Source organism: Lysobacter antibioticus (assembly GCF_001442535.1).
GTDB lineage: Bacteria > Pseudomonadota > Gammaproteobacteria > Xanthomonadales > Xanthomonadaceae > Lysobacter > Lysobacter antibioticus.
In genome coordinates, this window is record NZ_CP013141.1 from 4,583,074 (window position 1) to 4,599,545 (window position 16,472).

17 protein-coding genes and 1 tRNA gene are annotated in these 16,472 nt (G+C 67.9%); 11 read left to right on the forward strand and 7 right to left on the reverse strand.

Annotated elements, in window-relative coordinates; all coding sequences use genetic code 11:
• Positions 1-142: 142 nt before the first annotated feature.
• The 4 genes from GLA29479_RS18670 to rsmD form a co-directional block, all read right to left on the reverse strand.
• Positions 143-391, reverse strand: a complete 249-nt coding sequence (locus GLA29479_RS18670) for a YfhL family 4Fe-4S dicluster ferredoxin (protein WP_031372928.1) — start codon at positions 389-391, stop codon at positions 143-145.
• A 257-nt stretch (positions 392-648) separates the two neighbouring features.
• The gene (locus GLA29479_RS18675; RefSeq protein WP_057917395.1) at positions 649-1,143 is read right to left on the reverse strand and encodes a hypothetical protein; all 495 of its coding nucleotides are present in this window, start codon (positions 1,141-1,143) and stop codon (positions 649-651) included.
• A 29-nt stretch (positions 1,144-1,172) separates the two neighbouring features.
• Positions 1,173-1,676: a pantetheine-phosphate adenylyltransferase gene (gene coaD / locus GLA29479_RS18680; RefSeq protein WP_031372926.1), complete on the reverse strand. Its 504-nt coding sequence runs from the start codon at positions 1,674-1,676 to the stop codon at positions 1,173-1,175.
• A gap of 88 nt (positions 1,677-1,764) precedes the next feature.
• Positions 1,765-2,391 (reverse strand): 16S rRNA (guanine(966)-N(2))-methyltransferase RsmD, encoded by a 627-nt coding sequence (gene rsmD, locus GLA29479_RS18685; protein ID WP_082638803.1) that lies wholly within the window; start codon positions 2,389-2,391, stop codon positions 1,765-1,767.
• Between the two features lie 77 nt (positions 2,392-2,468).
• On the opposite strand from rsmD, the gene ftsY reads away from it, so the two are divergent.
• From ftsY to GLA29479_RS18715, 6 genes are all read left to right on the forward strand, one after another.
• A complete protein-coding gene (gene ftsY, locus GLA29479_RS18690; RefSeq protein WP_057972479.1) occupies positions 2,469-3,779 on the forward strand; it encodes a signal recognition particle-docking protein FtsY in 1,311 nt (436 codons plus the stop codon).
• A 14-nt stretch (positions 3,780-3,793) separates the two neighbouring features.
• Positions 3,794-5,137 carry a hypothetical protein gene (locus GLA29479_RS18695; protein ID WP_057972480.1) on the forward strand — a complete coding sequence of 448 codons (1,344 nt, stop codon included), beginning with the start codon at positions 3,794-3,796 and terminating at the stop codon, positions 5,135-5,137.
• Positions 5,138-5,175: 38 nt separating this feature from the next.
• The gene (gene mutY / locus GLA29479_RS18700; protein WP_082638804.1) at positions 5,176-6,300 is read left to right on the forward strand and encodes an A/G-specific adenine glycosylase; all 1,125 of its coding nucleotides are present in this window, start codon (positions 5,176-5,178) and stop codon (positions 6,298-6,300) included.
• A gap of 67 nt (positions 6,301-6,367) precedes the next feature.
• Entirely contained in the window at positions 6,368-6,637 is a 270-nt protein-coding gene (locus GLA29479_RS18705; protein WP_031372921.1) for an oxidative damage protection protein, read from the forward strand.
• A 129-nt stretch (positions 6,638-6,766) separates the two neighbouring features.
• Complete coding sequence (locus GLA29479_RS18710; protein ID WP_057917392.1) at positions 6,767-7,021, forward strand: DUF6289 family protein; 255 nt, start codon at positions 6,767-6,769, stop codon at positions 7,019-7,021.
• Positions 7,022-7,115: 94 nt separating this feature from the next.
• Positions 7,116-7,373, forward strand: a complete 258-nt coding sequence (locus GLA29479_RS18715; protein ID WP_057972481.1) for a DUF6289 family protein — start codon at positions 7,116-7,118, stop codon at positions 7,371-7,373.
• A gap of 90 nt (positions 7,374-7,463) precedes the next feature.
• On the opposite strand, the gene GLA29479_RS18720 is transcribed toward GLA29479_RS18715, so the two are convergent.
• Positions 7,464-8,129 (reverse strand): GNAT family N-acetyltransferase, encoded by a 666-nt coding sequence (locus GLA29479_RS18720; RefSeq protein WP_211265002.1) that lies wholly within the window; start codon positions 8,127-8,129, stop codon positions 7,464-7,466.
• A 779-nt stretch (positions 8,130-8,908) separates the two neighbouring features.
• Here GLA29479_RS18720 and GLA29479_RS18730 point away from each other — a divergent pair.
• Complete coding sequence (locus GLA29479_RS18730) at positions 8,909-11,056, forward strand: prealbumin-like fold domain-containing protein (protein WP_057972483.1); 2,148 nt, start codon at positions 8,909-8,911, stop codon at positions 11,054-11,056.
• A gap of 651 nt (positions 11,057-11,707) precedes the next feature.
• Here GLA29479_RS18730 and GLA29479_RS26005 read toward each other — a convergent pair.
• Both GLA29479_RS26005 and GLA29479_RS18735 read right to left on the reverse strand, forming a co-directional pair.
• Entirely contained in the window at positions 11,708-11,839 is a 132-nt protein-coding gene (locus GLA29479_RS26005; RefSeq protein ID WP_282955854.1) for a hypothetical protein, read from the reverse strand.
• Positions 11,840-12,227: 388 nt separating this feature from the next.
• A tRNA-Phe gene (locus tag GLA29479_RS18735) sits at positions 12,228-12,303 on the reverse strand.
• Positions 12,304-12,473: 170 nt separating this feature from the next.
• Here GLA29479_RS18735 and GLA29479_RS18740 point away from each other — a divergent pair.
• The 4 genes from GLA29479_RS18740 (at position 12,474) to GLA29479_RS18755 (ending at position 16,298) form a co-directional block, all read left to right on the forward strand.
• On the forward strand, positions 12,474-12,917 hold the full coding sequence (locus GLA29479_RS18740) for a DUF6491 family protein (RefSeq protein ID WP_057919981.1): 444 nt from the start codon (positions 12,474-12,476) through the stop codon (positions 12,915-12,917).
• A 546-nt stretch (positions 12,918-13,463) separates the two neighbouring features.
• Positions 13,464-13,769 carry a hypothetical protein gene (locus tag GLA29479_RS18745; RefSeq protein ID WP_144436611.1) on the forward strand — a complete coding sequence of 102 codons (306 nt, stop codon included), beginning with the start codon at positions 13,464-13,466 and terminating at the stop codon, positions 13,767-13,769.
• Positions 13,770-13,893: 124 nt separating this feature from the next.
• Positions 13,894-14,376 carry an LEA/WHy family protein gene (locus tag GLA29479_RS18750; RefSeq protein WP_057972485.1) on the forward strand — a complete coding sequence of 161 codons (483 nt, stop codon included), beginning with the start codon at positions 13,894-13,896 and terminating at the stop codon, positions 14,374-14,376.
• Between the two features lie 131 nt (positions 14,377-14,507).
• Positions 14,508-16,298, forward strand: a complete 1,791-nt coding sequence (locus tag GLA29479_RS18755) for an acyl-CoA dehydrogenase C-terminal domain-containing protein (protein ID WP_057917385.1) — start codon at positions 14,508-14,510, stop codon at positions 16,296-16,298.
• The last annotated feature ends 174 nt before the right edge of the window (positions 16,299-16,472 follow it).

A 16,472-nucleotide genomic window follows, 5' to 3' on the forward strand; every position in this document is an offset into this window, starting at 1 on the left:
CTGGCCGCCGTGGCGACGCGCGCCGGCGCGCGGGCGCCGCCGTCGGCGTACAACGCGGGCGAGGCGATCAGCAGCAGGGTGGCCATCAAGCAGATGGGAGACTTCAGACCGGCCCGCAGCCGCAACGCCTTGCGCATCGTGTTCACTCCTGCTGTAGACGCCGCAGCTTGTCCAGCAATTGCGGCTCGGTTTCGACGTGGTTGGGGTCCGGGTCGATGCATTCGACCGGACAAACGACCACGCATTGTGGTTCGTCATAGTGCCCGACGCATTCGGTGCAACGCGCCGGATCGATCACATAGATCGTTTCGCCCTGGGAGATGGCCTGGTTCGGGCAGGCTGGCTCGCAGACGTCGCAGTTGACGCAGAGTTCGTTGATCTTGAGCGACATGGGCACTGGTCGCCGGCGAGCCGCGGGGTCGCATTGCCGGCATGGTGGTCGCAGTGTAGGGCCTGTGCGTCCGCCGGCATAGCCGAGCGCCGGGATGCAGCGTGCCGCGGGCGTGGCCGCGAATGGGCCGGGGCCTGCCGCCCTGCCCGGCCCGACTCCCCCCGCCGGTCGGGCCTGACCGGAATTTGCCCGCCCACAAACGATTCGAGCCGCTTGCGCGGCTCGGATCGATGCACCCGGCCGCGCCGGGCGCTGGATCACTTGGCTTCGACGAACACGTAGTTGACCGACGATGCGGCCACCGCGGCCTTGACGCGCTCGTTGTCGGCGGCGTCGCCGATGAAGATGAACTTGACGCCCTTCATCGTGGTCGGCTCGACCTTGGTGAACGAAGCGACGACCAGGTCGGCGGTCTTGGCCGAGTTCGGCGAACCGAACGCCACCAGGTTGCCTTCGAGGATGCCGCGCGACAGGTCGGTCTGGGCCTTTTCGAGCATGCGCTCGTAGTCGCCCTGGAAGGTCGGCGCTTCCGGCGCCGGCAGCACGTAGACGTAGGTGCTGCCGCTGACGCCGTCGAGATTGCGCTGGACGACGTCGGTCAGGTAGGCGTTCCAGGCGTTTTCGTCGCTGGTCTTCGGCGCCGGCAGCGCGGCGGTCTCGGCCGCGGCTTCCTTCTTCTCCTCTTTCTGGCACGCGGCCACGAACGGCAGCGCCAGGCAGGCGATCAGCAGCAGGCGGGAGGAAGTTTTCATCGTTTGCCCCTTGGATGTTTGTTTGGTGATCAGTGTTTGTTGCGTTGCCACTCGGCCTGCAGCGCGTCGACCACGGCCGGCGGCACGAAGCCGGAAACGTCGCCGCCGAGGCGGGCGATTTCGCGCACCAGCGAGGACGAGATGAAGCCGTACTGCTCGGCCGGGGTCAGGAACAGAGTCTCGACCTCCGGGATCAGATGCCGGTTCATGCTCGCCAGCTGGAATTCGTATTCGAAGTCGGACACCGCGCGCAGACCGCGCAGCAGCACGCCGCCGCCGACCTGGGCGACGAAATGCGCCAGCAGCGAGTCGAAACCGCGCACTTCGACGTTGGGTTGGTGGGCGACCGCCTTGCGGGCCAGCTCCACGCGGGTCTTGAGCGGCAACGCCGGCCCTTTGCCCGGGCTCTCGGCCACGCCGATGATCATGCGTTCGAACAATGGGGCGGCGCGGTCTACCAGGTCGATGTGACCGTTGGTGATCGGGTCGAACGTGCCGGGATAGACGGCGATTCGGTTGCGGGCCGAGCTCATTCGATGGCGTTCGCTGCTGGAATGACAGGGAGCGGGAAGGCCGCCCCGCCGGATGCGGCGCAGTGTAGCAGTCGCCCGCCGGGCCCGGTCAGGGCGCCAGGCGGCGGTACACGGCGTAACGGACCTCGCGGGTGGCGCCTTCGCGATGCAGCAGCCAGTCGCCGGGCAGGTCGATCGCCGCGTCGGCCGGCGATTCGACGTACAGCCAGGCCGAAGGCGCCAAGGCCGGCAACAAGGCCGGCCAGACGGTGTTCCACAAACCCGCCGCGAACGGCGGGTCGACGAAGGCCAGATCGAAGCCCGATGCACCCTCGCCCGCCTTCGGCTGCGCCGCGAGCCAGGCCAAGGCATCGGCCTGGGCCACGGTGGCGGCCTCGCCGCCTTGCAGGCGGGCGGTCAGCGCGCGCAACTCGGCGGCCAGCGCGGGGTCGCGTTCGACCAGCACCGCCGAAGCGGCGCCGCGCGACAGCGCTTCCAGGCCGAGCGCGCCGCTGCCGGCGAACAGGTCGAGCACACGCGCACCCGGCAGCACCGGCATCAGCCAGTTGAACAAGGTCTCGCGCACCCGGTCGGAGGTCGGGCGCAGGCCCGGCGCATCGGCCACGGCCAGGCGGGTGCCGCGCCAACGCCCGCCGATGATGCGGACCTTGCCGGTCGGGGCGGTGCTGCGCGAAGCCGCCGAAACGGGACGCGGACCGCGGTGTGGAGTCTTCATCGGGGACGCCTGGAGGCCGGTGCTAGCATGTGCACATTCTCGCGCATCCTCGCGCCTTCTCGCCCCCAGCCTCCCGAATGGTCAGTTTTTTTCGCCGCAAGAAACCCGAAACCGCTGGCGGAAGCTCGTCTTCCGAGCGCCGTTTCACCACCGAAGAGCTGGCCGCCGCGTTTCCGAGCGCGCGGCCGGAACCTGCCGCGCCGCCAGCCGCGACGCCGGCTACGGTCGAGCCAGCCGCGGCCGAACCGACTGCGCCGCAGCCGCCTGCCATCAAGCCCGCTGCCGTCGAGCCGCCGGTGCCGGCCGAAGTCCTGGCCGCCGCGCTCGAAGTCGAGCCGCCCTTGCCGGTGGCGCCCGCCGTTGCGACCGGCGTGCCCGCGCCCGCGCCGGTAGCCGCATCCACTACGGTCATTTCGGTACCGGGCGAATCCGCCCCGGCCGACTACATCGACAAGCCGGCCGCGGCCGCCGGCAAGTCCGGCTGGCGCGAACGCCTGCGCGGCAGCGTGTTCGCGCGCAGCTTCGGCGGCCTGTTCTCGCGCAACCCGCGCCTGGACGACGACCTGCTCGATGAAATCGAGACTGCGTTGATCACCGCCGACGTCGGCGTCACCGCCACCACCCAACTGGTCGAAAGCCTGCGCAAGCGCATGAAGTCGCGCGAGTTCGCCGACGCCAACGCCCTGCTCGCGGCCCTGCGCGCCGACCTGATCGCAATGCTGCAGCCGGTCGCCAAGCCGCTGGTCATCGACACCCAGGCCAAGCCCTTCGTGGTGCTGACGGTCGGCGTCAACGGCGTCGGCAAGACCACCACCATCGGCAAGTTGGCCAAGCGTTTCCGCGACGAGAACCGCCCGCTGATGCTCGCCGCCGGCGACACCTTCCGCGCCGCCGCGGTCGCGCAGTTGCAGGCCTGGGGCGAACGCAACGGCGTGCCGGTCGTCGCCCAGGGCCAGAACGCCGATGCCGCCTCGGTCGCGTTCGATGCCTTGCAGGCGGCCAAGGCGCGCGGCACCCAGGTGCTGATCGCCGACACCGCCGGCCGCCTGCACACCCAGCAGGGATTGATGGCCGAACTCGGCAAGATCCGCCGCGTGCTGGCCAAGGTCGACGCGACCGCACCGCACGAAGTGCTGATGGTCATCGACGGCACCACCGGCCAGAACGCGCTGTCGCAGTTGCGCCAGTTCCACGCCGCGGTGGGCGTTACCGGTTTGGTAGTGACCAAGCTCGACGGCACCGCCAAGGGCGGCGTGGTGTTCGCGCTCGCCCGCGAGTTCGGCATTCCGATCCGTTTCGCAGGCATCGGCGAACGCCCCGAGGATCTGCGCGTGTTCGATGCCGAGGCCTTCGTCGACGCCCTGCTGCCTGAAGCACTGGGCGGCTGAGGCGCGGCCTCGCCATGCCCGCGACGACCACGGCCGCCCCGGCGCGCCGTTCGCGCAAGCGGATCGCGATCGTCGCGGTCGTGCTGCTGGTCGCCGCGCTCGCCCTGCGCTGGGTGTCGCAGCCCAGCCAGGTCAGCGGCATCCTGCTGAGCCAGGTCGGCAAGGCACTGGGGCTCGAGCTCAGCGCCAGCGGCGCCAGCGAATACCGCTTGCGCGGCACGCCGATGCTGGTGGTGCGCGACCTGGTCGCACGCCAACCCGGCGCGACCGTGCCGCTGCTGCGCGCCGAACGCGTCTATCTCGCCCTGCCGTGGCGCACGATCCGCGCCGCCGGCGATCTGCTCGAGGTGGAGCGGGTCGAACTCGACGCCCCGCAACTCGATGTCGCCGCGTTACAGCGTTGGCTGGCCACACGTCCGCCCTCGACCGAACCGCTGCGCATGCCGAGCCTGAGCGACGGCCTGCGCATCGTGCGCGGCCGCGTCATCGGCGCCGGCTGGTCGATCGAACAGATCTCGCTGTCCTCGCCCGAACTGCATCCGCAACGGCTGCTGCGCGCGCGCATCGGTGGCCGCGTGCTCAGCGATGGCGTGCGGGTTCCGTTCGATCTCGCCGCGACCCTGCAACGTCCCGCGCTCGCGCGTGGCCTCGGCCTGTCCGGCGGCGTCAGTGTGCAGGCCAAGGATTGGACCTTGCCGATGCGGATCCGCCTCGGCGCCCTACTGCATTCCGGCGACGACGGCCTCGGCCTCGATCGCCTGCGTCTGGGCGCCAACGCGCGCTACCGCGCCGGCGACACCGATCTGCCGTTCGTGTTCGGCCTGGCCGGGCCGCTGCGCTATCGCGACGCCGCTTTGACCCTGGCGCCGCTCGGCGCCGCCTTGCGCGGCAAGGATGCGATACCGCAGCTCGATGCCGGCGGGCGCTTCGCCTTCGGCGAGGACATGCGGCTGCATCTCGACGGAGTGCTGGCGCAATGGCCCGACGCCTGGCCCGCGCTGCCGCCGCCCTTGGGCCAATCAAAATCGCCGCTGCCGTTCGTGCTCGACTACGACGGCCCGGCCGATTTTTCCGGCGACAGCGCGCTGCGTCTGCAACGCGATGAGACCCGGTTCGATGGCCGCTTCCGACTACCGGCGGTATTGGCCTGGGTCGACGCGAGCGAAGGCGCGCTGCTGCCGCCGTTGAGCGGCCACTTGAGCACGCCGCGGATCGAAGTGTCCGGCGCCACGCTCGAAGGGGTTGAGATCGAAATCGAGCAAGACGACGACGCGACACCGCCAGCGACGGCCGCGCCGCCGACTGCCGCGTCATCCCAACCCACGCCGAAGCCGGCCGCGCCCCGCCCGCTCGAATGATGTCATCCGCATGAAGTCACTTGTATGAAGTCGCCCGTATGAAGCCGCGCGCAACGAAACCACGCACGAGCAAGACCGCAGCGGTGGCCGCAGCCAGCAAGACCGCCGACAGCGCCAACGCCGGCGACGACGCCTACGCCAGCCGGTTGTTGGCCTGGTTCGACGTCAGCGGCCGTCACGACCTGCCCTGGCAGCATCCGCGCACACCGTACCGGGTGTGGCTGTCGGAGATCATGCTGCAGCAGACCCAGGTCAAGACCGCCGCTCCGTTCTTCGAGCGCTTCGTCGAAACCCTGCCGACCCTGCCCTCGCTCGCCGCGGCCTCCCTGGATACCGTGCTCGGTCTGTGGTCGGGGCTGGGCTACTACGCCCGCGCGCGCAATCTGCACGCGACCGCCAAGCTGTGCGTCGAGCGCCACGGCGGCGACTTGCCGCGCGACATCGATGCCTTGACCGCACTGCCCGGCATCGGCCGCAGCACCGCCGCGGCGATCCTTTCGCAAGCCTGGGACGACCGCCACGCCATCCTCGACGGCAACGTCAAACGCGTGTTGAGCCGTTATCACGGTATCGCCGGTTATCCGGGCCTGCCGGCGATCGAACGCCGGTTGTGGGCGCTGGCCGAATCGCACTTGCCGCATGCGCGCATGACCGACTACACCCAGGCGCAGATGGACCTCGGCGCGACGCTGTGCACGCGCAGCGACCCTTCCTGCATCCTGTGCCCGCTGCAACACGATTGCGTCGCGCGCATCGAAGGCCGCGTCGCCGAACTGCCGACGCCGAAGCCCGGCAAGGTCGCGCCGCAACGTCATGCGCAGGTGCTGTGGTTGCTCGATCGCAATAACCGGGTGCTGTTGCAACGCCGTCCGCCGGCGGGCATCTGGGCCTCGTTGTGGACGCTGCCGCAAAGCGACGACGAAGACGGCGCGGCGCATTGGTTCGCCGCACACGTCAGCGGCGAGTTCGGCGACGGCGAGGAACTCGCGCCGATCGCCCACGCCTTCAGCCATTACAAGCTCGAACTGCAGCCGCGGCGCTGGCGCCCGGTCGCCTTGCGCGACAGCGTGCGCGACAATGACGACCTGCGCTGGTTCGAACGCGCCGAACTCGCCGCCCTCGGCATCCCGGCGCCGATCCGCAAACTGATCGAATCGTTGTGACGCCGCGCCGATGCGGGCGACCGCTGCGACGCTTCCCCACATTCCACCACCGCCCAGGACTTTCCCTATGAGCCGCACCGTTTTCTGCGAGTACGAACAACGCGAGGCCGAGGGCCTGGATTTCGTGCCCTGGCCCGGCGAACTGGGCAAGCGCGTGTTCGCCCACGTCGGCAAGCCGGCCTGGGCGGCATGGCTCGCGCACCAGACCATGCTGATCAACGAGAACCGGCTGTCGCCGCTCGACCCCAAGCATCGCGCCTTCCTGGAAGGCGAAATGGAGAAATTCCTGTTCGGCGGCGGCGCGGCCAAGCCGGACGGCTACGTGCCCGAAGCCTGATCCGCATCAGGAAGCCCGTCACGATTCCGACTTCGGAGCCGTGGCCTGCGTCGCGGCGATGCGCCGGTTTCGTGTAGAACCGGGGGACTCCGGCCGGTCCGGAGCCCACAGGCACAAGGGAGAGTCCTGATGTTCCAGTCCAACAAGCAGCTCAAGAAGAAGTCGCTGTTCCTGCTCGCCGCCGGCATGCTCGTCTCGCTGGCCGCAATGGCCCTGCCGCACGCCGGCCCGGGCGAGAGCTACACCTTCACGTTCTACTCCGACGCATCGCGCACGGTCGAAGTCGGCGGTCGTTCCTATGGTTACTGCGGCGAGCCCTTCCAGTGGGGCCGCATGACCTCTTACTCGACCTACTACAAGACCACCTGCAACCCGCTGCCCTGATCGGGCGCCTCGGCGCGAATCACCGACGGACCCGGCCTGCCGCAAGCGGGCTGGGTTCGTTGCGTGCCGCGCACGGGTCTCAAGGAGAATCGTGATGTCCGCAACCAAAAAACCGTCGAAGAACAAGCTGTCGTTGTTACTGCTCGCCGCCGGCATGGCGGTGTCGCTGGCCGCCGTCGCGTTGCCGCATGCCGGTCCCGGCGAAGGATATGTCTTCACCTACTACTCCGACGCGACCCGCACGGTCGAAGTCGGCGGCCTGGGCTACGGCCACTGCGGCGAGCCCTTCGAGTGGGGCGAACGCACGCGCTATTTCACCTACGCCAAGAGCACCTGCGGCTGGGAACCGTGAGTCGATGCGCCCGGCGCATCGACACCGCGTTGATCTGCGACACGACGAAGCCCACCGCCTGCGGTGGGCTTCGTCTTTGCGGCGATCCGATCAATGCCCGCCGTCGATGCCGAACGCAGGCGGGTACACCACTTCGCCGGCATCGCCGGCCAGCGCGCCTGCGACCAACTCCAGCGCCATGAAGGCTTCGCCCGCGAACGGCGCCGCGAGCTTGCTCGCCAAGTCCGCGGAAAACCCGAAGCGCGGGTAGTAAGCGGCATGGCCTAGCACCACCACCGCTTCGCCGCCCAGCGCTTTACAACGCGCGAGCCCGTCGCGGATCAGCATCGAGCCGACGCCACGTCGCTGGTATTGCGGCAGCACCGATACCGGAGCGAGACAGAGCGCGTCGACGATGCGTCCGTCGACGACGACATGCAGGGTGGTGAACAGCACGTGCCCCACCACCCGCTCGCCGTCGACGGCAACCAGGGACAGCCGGACCAATCCATCCGCACGCAGGCGTTCGATCAGTTCGGCTTCGTCGCCACCGGCGAAGGCCGCGCGGGTGACGGCACCGATGCCGGCATGATGCCCGGCGTTTTCCAGTTCGATTCGCATGGATTTCTCCTGCCCGTAAGCGGGCTCTTGACGGCAGACGCGACTGAACATCAACAGGCTAAGCATGTCGGCCTCCGATGCTCGTGGCGAAAGCGCGCTATCGGTCGGCGCTGGATACTTCGAAATGGCCGCAACGCACCGGAGGGGTTCGGCCAAGGGCGTGTCGGCCAGCGGCTTCTGCGGCAGGACGAACTCATCCCGGAGGCATCGGGGCAAGCGATGGCGGTAACGATGAAGCCCGCGGCAAAGGCGCGGCGATGGTGGATGGCTCCACCTTGAGCGGTCGCGCACAGCGCGCGCCGCTTCCATTGGAAAATAGTCATGTCTGATGTCGGTTGTAGCCGAAACGGACGCGGCGGCGCGCATTCGCTTTACGCGAATGGCGAACGGACTCGACGCGTCTACCCACCCTCACGAAGTGAAGGGTTTAGCGGGTGGCTACACTCTCAGACATGTTGTCCCTCTGGGCCCGCCGGATAGCGGTGATACGGGGACGCGCACCGTAGTGTGCGAACACCGCGGGTGTCAAATCGTGCGCATCAGCGCCGATGCGGGCGCCGAACTGCAACCGCTCCTGCACGTTGGCCGCTCCAGCTTCGGGCTCCGGGGCTTTCGAGTCTCGGCGCCGACGCCGAGCGTTGTCGGCCACGCACATACGCAACGAAGCCGGTTTTCGCGCCGCTCTGTCGAGCGCCATCCGAACGCTCCATTCGGCCTCCAGAACACCGCGGCCACTCGTGGTCAGAAACTGACCATCAACGGCACATTCGCCGACCTCCAGTCAGAGACATCCGCGGGTACCGGCCCGCCCCATTACCCGGCGTGAAAGCGATTTCCTCAAACTGTGATGGGTGGCGCATTTTTTGCGACCTCCATCACATTAAGGGCGCCCCCCTCCCCCGATAGCGCCCAAGCCTCGCAAGGATCGTTCACGAATGTCGGCAAAACTCTGGATCCCACTGTGTCTGCTCGCCCTAACGGCGGCCGGCACCGGCACCGCACATGCCCAGGCCGGCATCGGCGTGCAAGCCGGAGCCTCACCGACCGGCACCATCGGTACGAATAAAGGCGACGTCGGCTCGGGCGCCTTGCAATGCCAGGCGGGCACCATCGTCCGCGGCGGCTATCACCGCGATAAGTCGATGAGCGCCGGGATCAGCTCCACCCGCGGCATGACCAACCGCGTAGGCCTGTACTGCGGTGGCATCACCACCAATGGCGTCACCGTCAGCGTGGTCAATCGCAATCCGAATGGCACTCCTGACGTACTGTCGGGCACCTATGCCGAGCCCGGTACCGAAGTCACCAATTACTGTCCGTCCAATCAGCTGGTGCACCAACTCGGCGGTTGGGACCGCGAATGGTCGAGCGGCCAATATCCACCGTGGTCCTCCTCGTTGAATCTGGTCTGCCGCCCGCTCACGCTCGACGCCAGTTCCTGGGTCCGCATGACCACCGGCGCCTCGACCAGCGTCGAAGTCGGGGTGCGCGAGACCATGGCCGGCCAACCCGCCCACGTTGCGCGCGGGCCGTTCTGCAGCAACACCTCGACCACGCTGGTCTCGGGCCTGTACATGCAGGCCGGCGGCGAAGGCTACGACGGCATCAACGTGTATTGCGGCAGCCTGTTGCAGGCACGCCACTCGGCGATCCTGAGCTTCACCGATTTCGCCTGGAACCAGACCCGTGGCGGCAGCGGTTGGCTGGTCAACCTGACCCAGGGCACAAGCTTGCTCGACAACGGTGCCGGAACCACCGGTGCCGGGCGCACCCCGCATGCCAATGCCGCTGCCAACCTCAGCACTGTGCAGACCGCAAGCGAGATCTACGTGCTGCCGGGCAGCAACTACCGCGCAGCGATCAGCCAACGGCCGAGCGGCATCGCCGCCAATACCTTCGTCACCAGTGGCACCTGCCTGACCGGCATCGCCTTGCTCAACGAACAGGACCAATCCTGCACGCTCGACGTCGCCGGCCTGCCCGACATCGCGGTGACGCTGACGACGCCCGCGCCGGCCTATAGCAACTACGGTCAGTTGCAGAACATCGTCCTGACCGCGACCAACCTCGGCCCAGGCGCGACCGACGGCAACGACGGTTTCACCGTGGTCGCGACCTTGCCGGCCGGTTGGACTGCGGGCACCTTGCCGGCCAACTGCACCGCCAACGGCGCCAACACAGTGGTGACCTGCGCGCTCAACCCGACCCCGCTCGCGGCCGCGGCATCGCCCGGCGCCAACGGCGGCACGGCCAGCTTCACCATTCCGGTCACGGTCAATTCGCCGACCGTCAGCGGCACCTACACCGCCAACGCCGCGCTCGGCCGCATCGTGCCCGACGGCGATGCCGATCCGACCAACAACGACTTCAACACCGCCAACGACACCGCCAGCGGCCCGCTGGTGTTGCAAAAGCAACCGATCCTGCGCCTGCGCAAAACGCTGCCGTTGGGCCGCTTCGTCGATGCCGACCAGTTCACGCTGAGCATCGCCGGCACCGGCGGCCCGGCCACGGCGACGACCACCGGCGACGGCAACACCGCGACCGGCGAGGCCTTGCTCGCCACCGGCAGCATCGGCTCGACCTACACCCTGTCCGAAACCGGGGCCGCCGGTGCGAACCTGGCCAACTACACGACCAGCTACACCTGCACCAACGCACGCGCCGGCGGCCAAACACCCAGCGGCAACGGCAGCAGCTTCAACCTCACGCCGGTGGCCGGCGACGACCTGACCTGCACGCTCTCCAATACGCGCGCACCGCTTGCGGACCTGATCATCACCAAAACCAATACTCCCGGTTCCGGCCCCAACGATCAGAGCGGCGACACCGTAGCCCGTGGCGCGACGACGCTGTATTCGATCGTAGTCACCAACAACGGCCCCGACGCGGTCAACGGCGCGGTACTGCGCGACCCCATCGCGAGCCGCAGCAACTTGAATTGCACGACACCGCCGACCTGCAGCGGCAGCGCTTGCCCGGTAACGCCGATCAGTCTGGCGACGCTGGACGCCGGGGTGCCTCTCGGCGCCCTGGCGAACGGCGCCAGCGTTACGGTGAGCTTGAGCTGCACGGTGAACTGAGGCGACGGACTGCGGCCAGGGACGAAAAGCGAAGCACCGCGGCTTTGCGCTTTTCTTCCGTCTCTGCGCCTTCGACAGCGACAGCGACAGCGACAGCGACAGCGACAGCGACAGCGACAGCGATGATGCGCCCACAGCGGGACGTCTACCGCAGGTGAATTCACCGCGCAGGCGTCGAGCGACCTGAAGAAAGAGGCGTGCCGCTGGCGCGCAAGCCGTCGCAGCCCTTCGAGCTGTCGCCGTTATGTTGCTGGCGGGCCTTCGTTCCCTGAAGGCCCTTACCGTGTGGAAACAACTACCGAGGGAGGGCCACACGTTGCCAGCCTGGCCAGCTTGGCGATTCAGCTGAGTGCGCGCAGTCGGTGGGCTCCGCGCCGAAGGGTCGGATTTCCCCTACCCGCCGGAAGGGCAAGGCCACCGTCGCCAGAGGCCCAGGTGCTTGAACAGACACCTCACCTCGCGGCGGTCGCCGAATCATGTCGTTTCCGCGCCGGGACATGACGATCGAATCCAATTGAACGGCGCCCAACGCCGGCTCTCGCGGCCCCGGCCTGCCGTCATGGCCGGCCGATCGACGACCCGGAGAAGACCGCCACCAGACCGATGACCAACAAAAGATAGAAGCAGCGATCGGCACGAATGCGATAAGACTCAGCGGTATCCCCGCAGCTTCTTCGCATTGCCGGCATAGCCCGCGCCCTCGTAAGCGTCGGCGATCGAATCGAAGCCCGATGCACCGCCACGGCCGAAAAAGAATCCGAGAATCGCGGGGAAAACAATCATGGCGACGCCGCCGGGAAATTCTTCGAACGTCTCGCACCGAATCCCTCAGTTGATCGGTGCATCTTGAGCCGATCGACTTGCCCACAGTTCGCCATGCGACCGTTGCCGGCTACTGTCGGGCCCAGCCGGGCTGTCTTTCCGGGTCCGCTCCGGCCTGCGCGATGAAGGATCCGGACGGGCCGGACACGCCGGGCATCGGCCAAGGCGCCTTGATGGAATCTGGCGGCTTGCGGTCGTGAGTCGGTGTTCGCTACCGGCTGCTGTCGCCCAAGTATCCAGCGAATGACGCTGCGCGCGTCGAAAGAATCGCCGCGATCGACACTGCGACGAGCATGGCCGCGCCACAAAAAACAAGGGCCTAGCGCGAACGCTAAGCCCTTGATGCAAATGGTGGCCGGGGAGGGAATCGAACCCCCGACACGGGGATTTTCAATCCCCTGCTCTACCAACTGAGCTACCCGGCCGTTCTTTCACGGTGCGCCGTGAGAGGAGCGGGATGATACGGATGCCGATGGAATCTGGCAAGCCTCATCGGCGCTGAACGAACCACGAGCTCGATGCGACGCTCCGCCACTGCCGGCGCATCATGTCGGCCAAGCCCGCAATGGCGGCCCGCGCCGCCGAGGAGTGGATCATGAAACGCCTGGTTCCGGCCGCTCTCGCCCTGCTCTTGCTGAGCGCCTGCGCGAGCAATCCCAAGATGGACGACGCGCAGCGCCTCGCGCTGTATCGCGCGCACGCCGCGGCGCCCGTCGACAGCTTCCAGTACTTCGGCCGCATCGACGGCTGGACCCCGCTCGGCGACAGCGCGCTCGCGGTGTGGACCAAACCCAACCAGGCCTATCTGCTCGAACTGCAGGGACGTTGCCCGGACCTCGACTTCGCTTCGGCGATCAGCGTGAGCAACCAGATGGGTCGCGTGCATTCGCGCTTCGACAAGGTCACCGTGCTCGGCCGACAGTCGATCAAGATGCCCTGCTTCATCGGCCGCATCCTTCCGCTCGACGTCAAGGCGATCAAGCAGGCGCAGCGCGACATGCGCGAAGCCGGGACGATGCCGGAAGATCCGAAGCCCTGATGTTCCGAAGTCGGCGGGCGCCCGACTTCGCATCGCGTTTGCGCGGCGTTCGATCGAACACACGGATGGGCGCGAGCGAACACATGCGCCCGCGGCGAACAGGTCCTCGCACATGCCGTCGACCGCGAGCGGACGGCAGTGCACCGATGCATTACGCAATGCAGCCCCGGCCGGCGCCCGGCGACGCCGCTCGCGATGATTAGCATCCGTGCCTCCGCAGCCCGGGCCGCGCCGTCCCGCCCGAGGCCGCCTGCCCAGGAGCGTGACCGGGGTCAGAAAAATCCTACACGGCGCCGCGCGTTCGACCTACTGCGCCAGACCGCGCCTCGGTCCAATCTGTACTCGCCCCGGCAGCACGGTCGATGCGATGACACGGATGCCGCTCAGCAACGGATTAAGGCCGTCACCTTGAGCAGGTGAGCCAGCGGAGTCGGGGCTACTCTTTGCAAGTGTTGGGGAAGTGGGCATGCACGGCGAAACGGAGTTCGCACCGAGGGCCAGGAAGGCCAGTCGGTTTGTGCCACGTGGTCTACGTGGGATTCGTGCATGAGGGCAGCATCGGTGGTCCAGGACATGCTCCACGAGCTGCCTCGCTATCTCCTCGTACTGGCCGCCGTCTCGGTGCTGGCTTTGCTGGCCCAGGCGGCGGCGCCTTCTTCCCCGCTTACCCCCTCGCCCTTGGCCTCGCCCAATCCCTCGCCGCTGGCGGGTGGCCGCGACGCGCGCCCGGCGCCGATTCCCCAATCCCCGCTCGCCCATCGCGGCGACATGCTGCGCGCAACGGCGGGCCAGCCCCTCAAACCGGCCGCGACCGCATCGCCCGCGCACGGCGAATCCCACGCAGCCCGCTGAGCCCTGGCGCCGGACTTTACCCCGGCCCTCCGCCGACACTCCGTCCGCCGACGTCCCCACCACCCTGACGGCGCCACCATTCGCCGTAGTATCCTCGCCGTTCTCATCACGACGGAGCGGCGGCATGAAAGCAGGGTCCTGGATGCGTCTGTTCGGCCTGGCGCTCGCCGCCGCCCTGCTCGCCAGTTGCGGCGGCGGACAGGTCCGCCGCGTTTCCGAGCCCGCCGCCCGCATCCAGCAACTGACCGTGCGCGCCAACGGCAGCTGGGCGGTCGAGGTGCGGATCGAGAACTTCAGCAGCATCCCGATGCGCTTCGACCGTTTCGACCTGCAGCTCAAGCTCGGCGAGGACGCCGCCGGCCAGCTCGTCGCACAGCCGTCGGTTTCGATCGGCCCGGAATCGGCCGACGTGGTCACCGTCAACCTGACCCCGTCGGGGGCGGCCAAGATCGCCATCGCCGACGCCCTGTCAGGCGGCCGCAGCCTGGCCTACAGCCTCAAGGGCGACATCGCCGCCACGCCCGACGAAGCCAAGCAACGCACCTTCACCATCGAGCGCAGCAGTGCGCTGAGCCCGGCCCCGGGCCTGCCCGGGGTGATGCGCTGAATCCGGGAGCCGGGAATCGGGGTTGGGAAATCGGTTGAGTCCACCGCTCCTGTTTCCCTGCCCGAATCCGTCGCTCTCGCCGCGTCCGTGCCGTTTCGATTCCCTTTTCTCCATTCCCCATTCCCGAGCCTATGAGCACCTATAAAGCCCCCCTCGCCGACATGCGTTTCGTCCTGTTCGACGTCCTCGGCGCCGAAGCCCAGTTCCAACGCCTGGGCTACACCGACGCCACCCGCGACGTGCTCGACGCCGTGCTCGAGGAAGGCGCGCGCTTCAACGAAACCGTGCTCGCTCCGCTCAACGCCATCGGCGACCAGATCGGCTGCAGCCACGACAAGGCCACCGGCGCGGTCACCACGCCGCCGGGCTTCAAGCAGGCCTATACCCAGTTCGTCGAAGGCGGCTGGTCCGGCCTCACCGCCGAGATCAAGTTCGGCGGCCAGGGTCTGCCGCATGCGGCCGGCGTGCCGCTCAAAGAAATGATCGACGCCGCCAACCTGGCCTGGGGCAACTTCCCCCTGCTCTCGCACGGCGCCACCGAAGCCTTGCTGCACCACGGCGAGGAATGGCAGCAGGAAGTCTTCCTCAAGCCGCTGGTCGAAGGCCGCTGGACCGGCACCATGTGCCTGACCGAACCGCATTGCGGCACCGACCTGGGCCTGCTCAAGACCAAGGCCGAACCGCAGGCCGACGGCAGCTACTCGATCAGCGGCACCAAGATCTTCATCACCGCCGGCGAGCACGACCTCACCGACAACATCATCCACCTGGTGCTGGCGCGCCTGCCCGACGCACCGGCCGGCAGCAAGGGCATTTCCTTGTTCATCGTGCCGAAGATCAAGGTCGCGCGCGACGGCAGCATCGGCGAAGCCAACGCGGTGCGTTGCGGCAGCCTCGAACACAAGATGGGCATCCACGGCTCGGCCACCTGCGTGATGAATTTCGACGGCGCCCAGGGCTATCTGATCGGCCAGCCGCACAAGGGCCTGATGGCGATGTTCACCATGATGAATACCGCCCGCCTCGCCGTCGGCCTGCAAGGCCTGGGCCTGTCCGACCGCGCCCTGCAGAACGCGCTGCGCTACTCGCGCGACCGTTTGCAGATGCGCGCGCTGTCGGGCGCGAAGTTTCCGGAGCTGCCGGCCGACCCGATCATCGTCCACCCCGATGTGCGCCGCATGCTGCTGACCTGCAAGGCGCTGGTCGAAGGCGGCCGGGTGATGGGTTACGACGCGGCACTGCAGGTCGATATCGCCCATGCCAGCGGCGACGAGAAAGAACGCGCCGACGCCGATGCGCTGATCGGCTTCATGACCCCGATCGTCAAGGCCTGCCTCACCGAGTGGGGCGTGGAATGCACCTACCACGCGCTGCAGTGCTTCGGCGGCCACGGCTACATCGCCGAGCACGGCATGGAACAGCTCGCCCGCGATGCCCGCATCACCACCTTGTACGAAGGCACCACCGGCATCCAGGCGCTCGACCTGCTCGGCCGCAAAGTCATGCAGCTGCAGGGCGCCGGCCTGCGCGTGATGCTCGAGAAGATCGAACGCTTCTGCGCCGACAACGAAGGCAACGCCGCGGTCGCCGAGTTCATCGGCCCGCTGCGCGCCAAGGCCGGCGAATGGCAGCAGCTGACGATGGCCGTCGGCAAGCGCGCCGCCGCCAACCCCGACGAAGTCGGCGCCGCCGCCTACGACTACCTGATGTACTCGGGTTATGTCTCGCTGGCCTACTGGTGGGCGCGCAGCGTCGCCGCGAGCGAAGCCTCGTCGCAGTCGGCGCGCTTCAAGACCGGCAAGCGCGAGACCGCGCGCTTCTACTTCGCCCGCCTGTTGCCGCGCAGCCAGGCCCACGCGATCACCATCGGCGCCAGCGTCGAGACCCTCACCGGCCTGGACGCGGAAGCGTTCGACGTCTGAGGCGTCGCCCCGACGATGCGGTTCCGCCGGCCAGTTCCGGCGGAACCGTAGTTTCTACGGTATTCGATCCAAGGCATTCGATCCAAACCAGGCCGCCCCTTCGGACCGGGCGCGCGCACCTTCGCCATCGCAACTACCAAAATCGTCATCAAACGGGTATAAGCTGGATTCCCG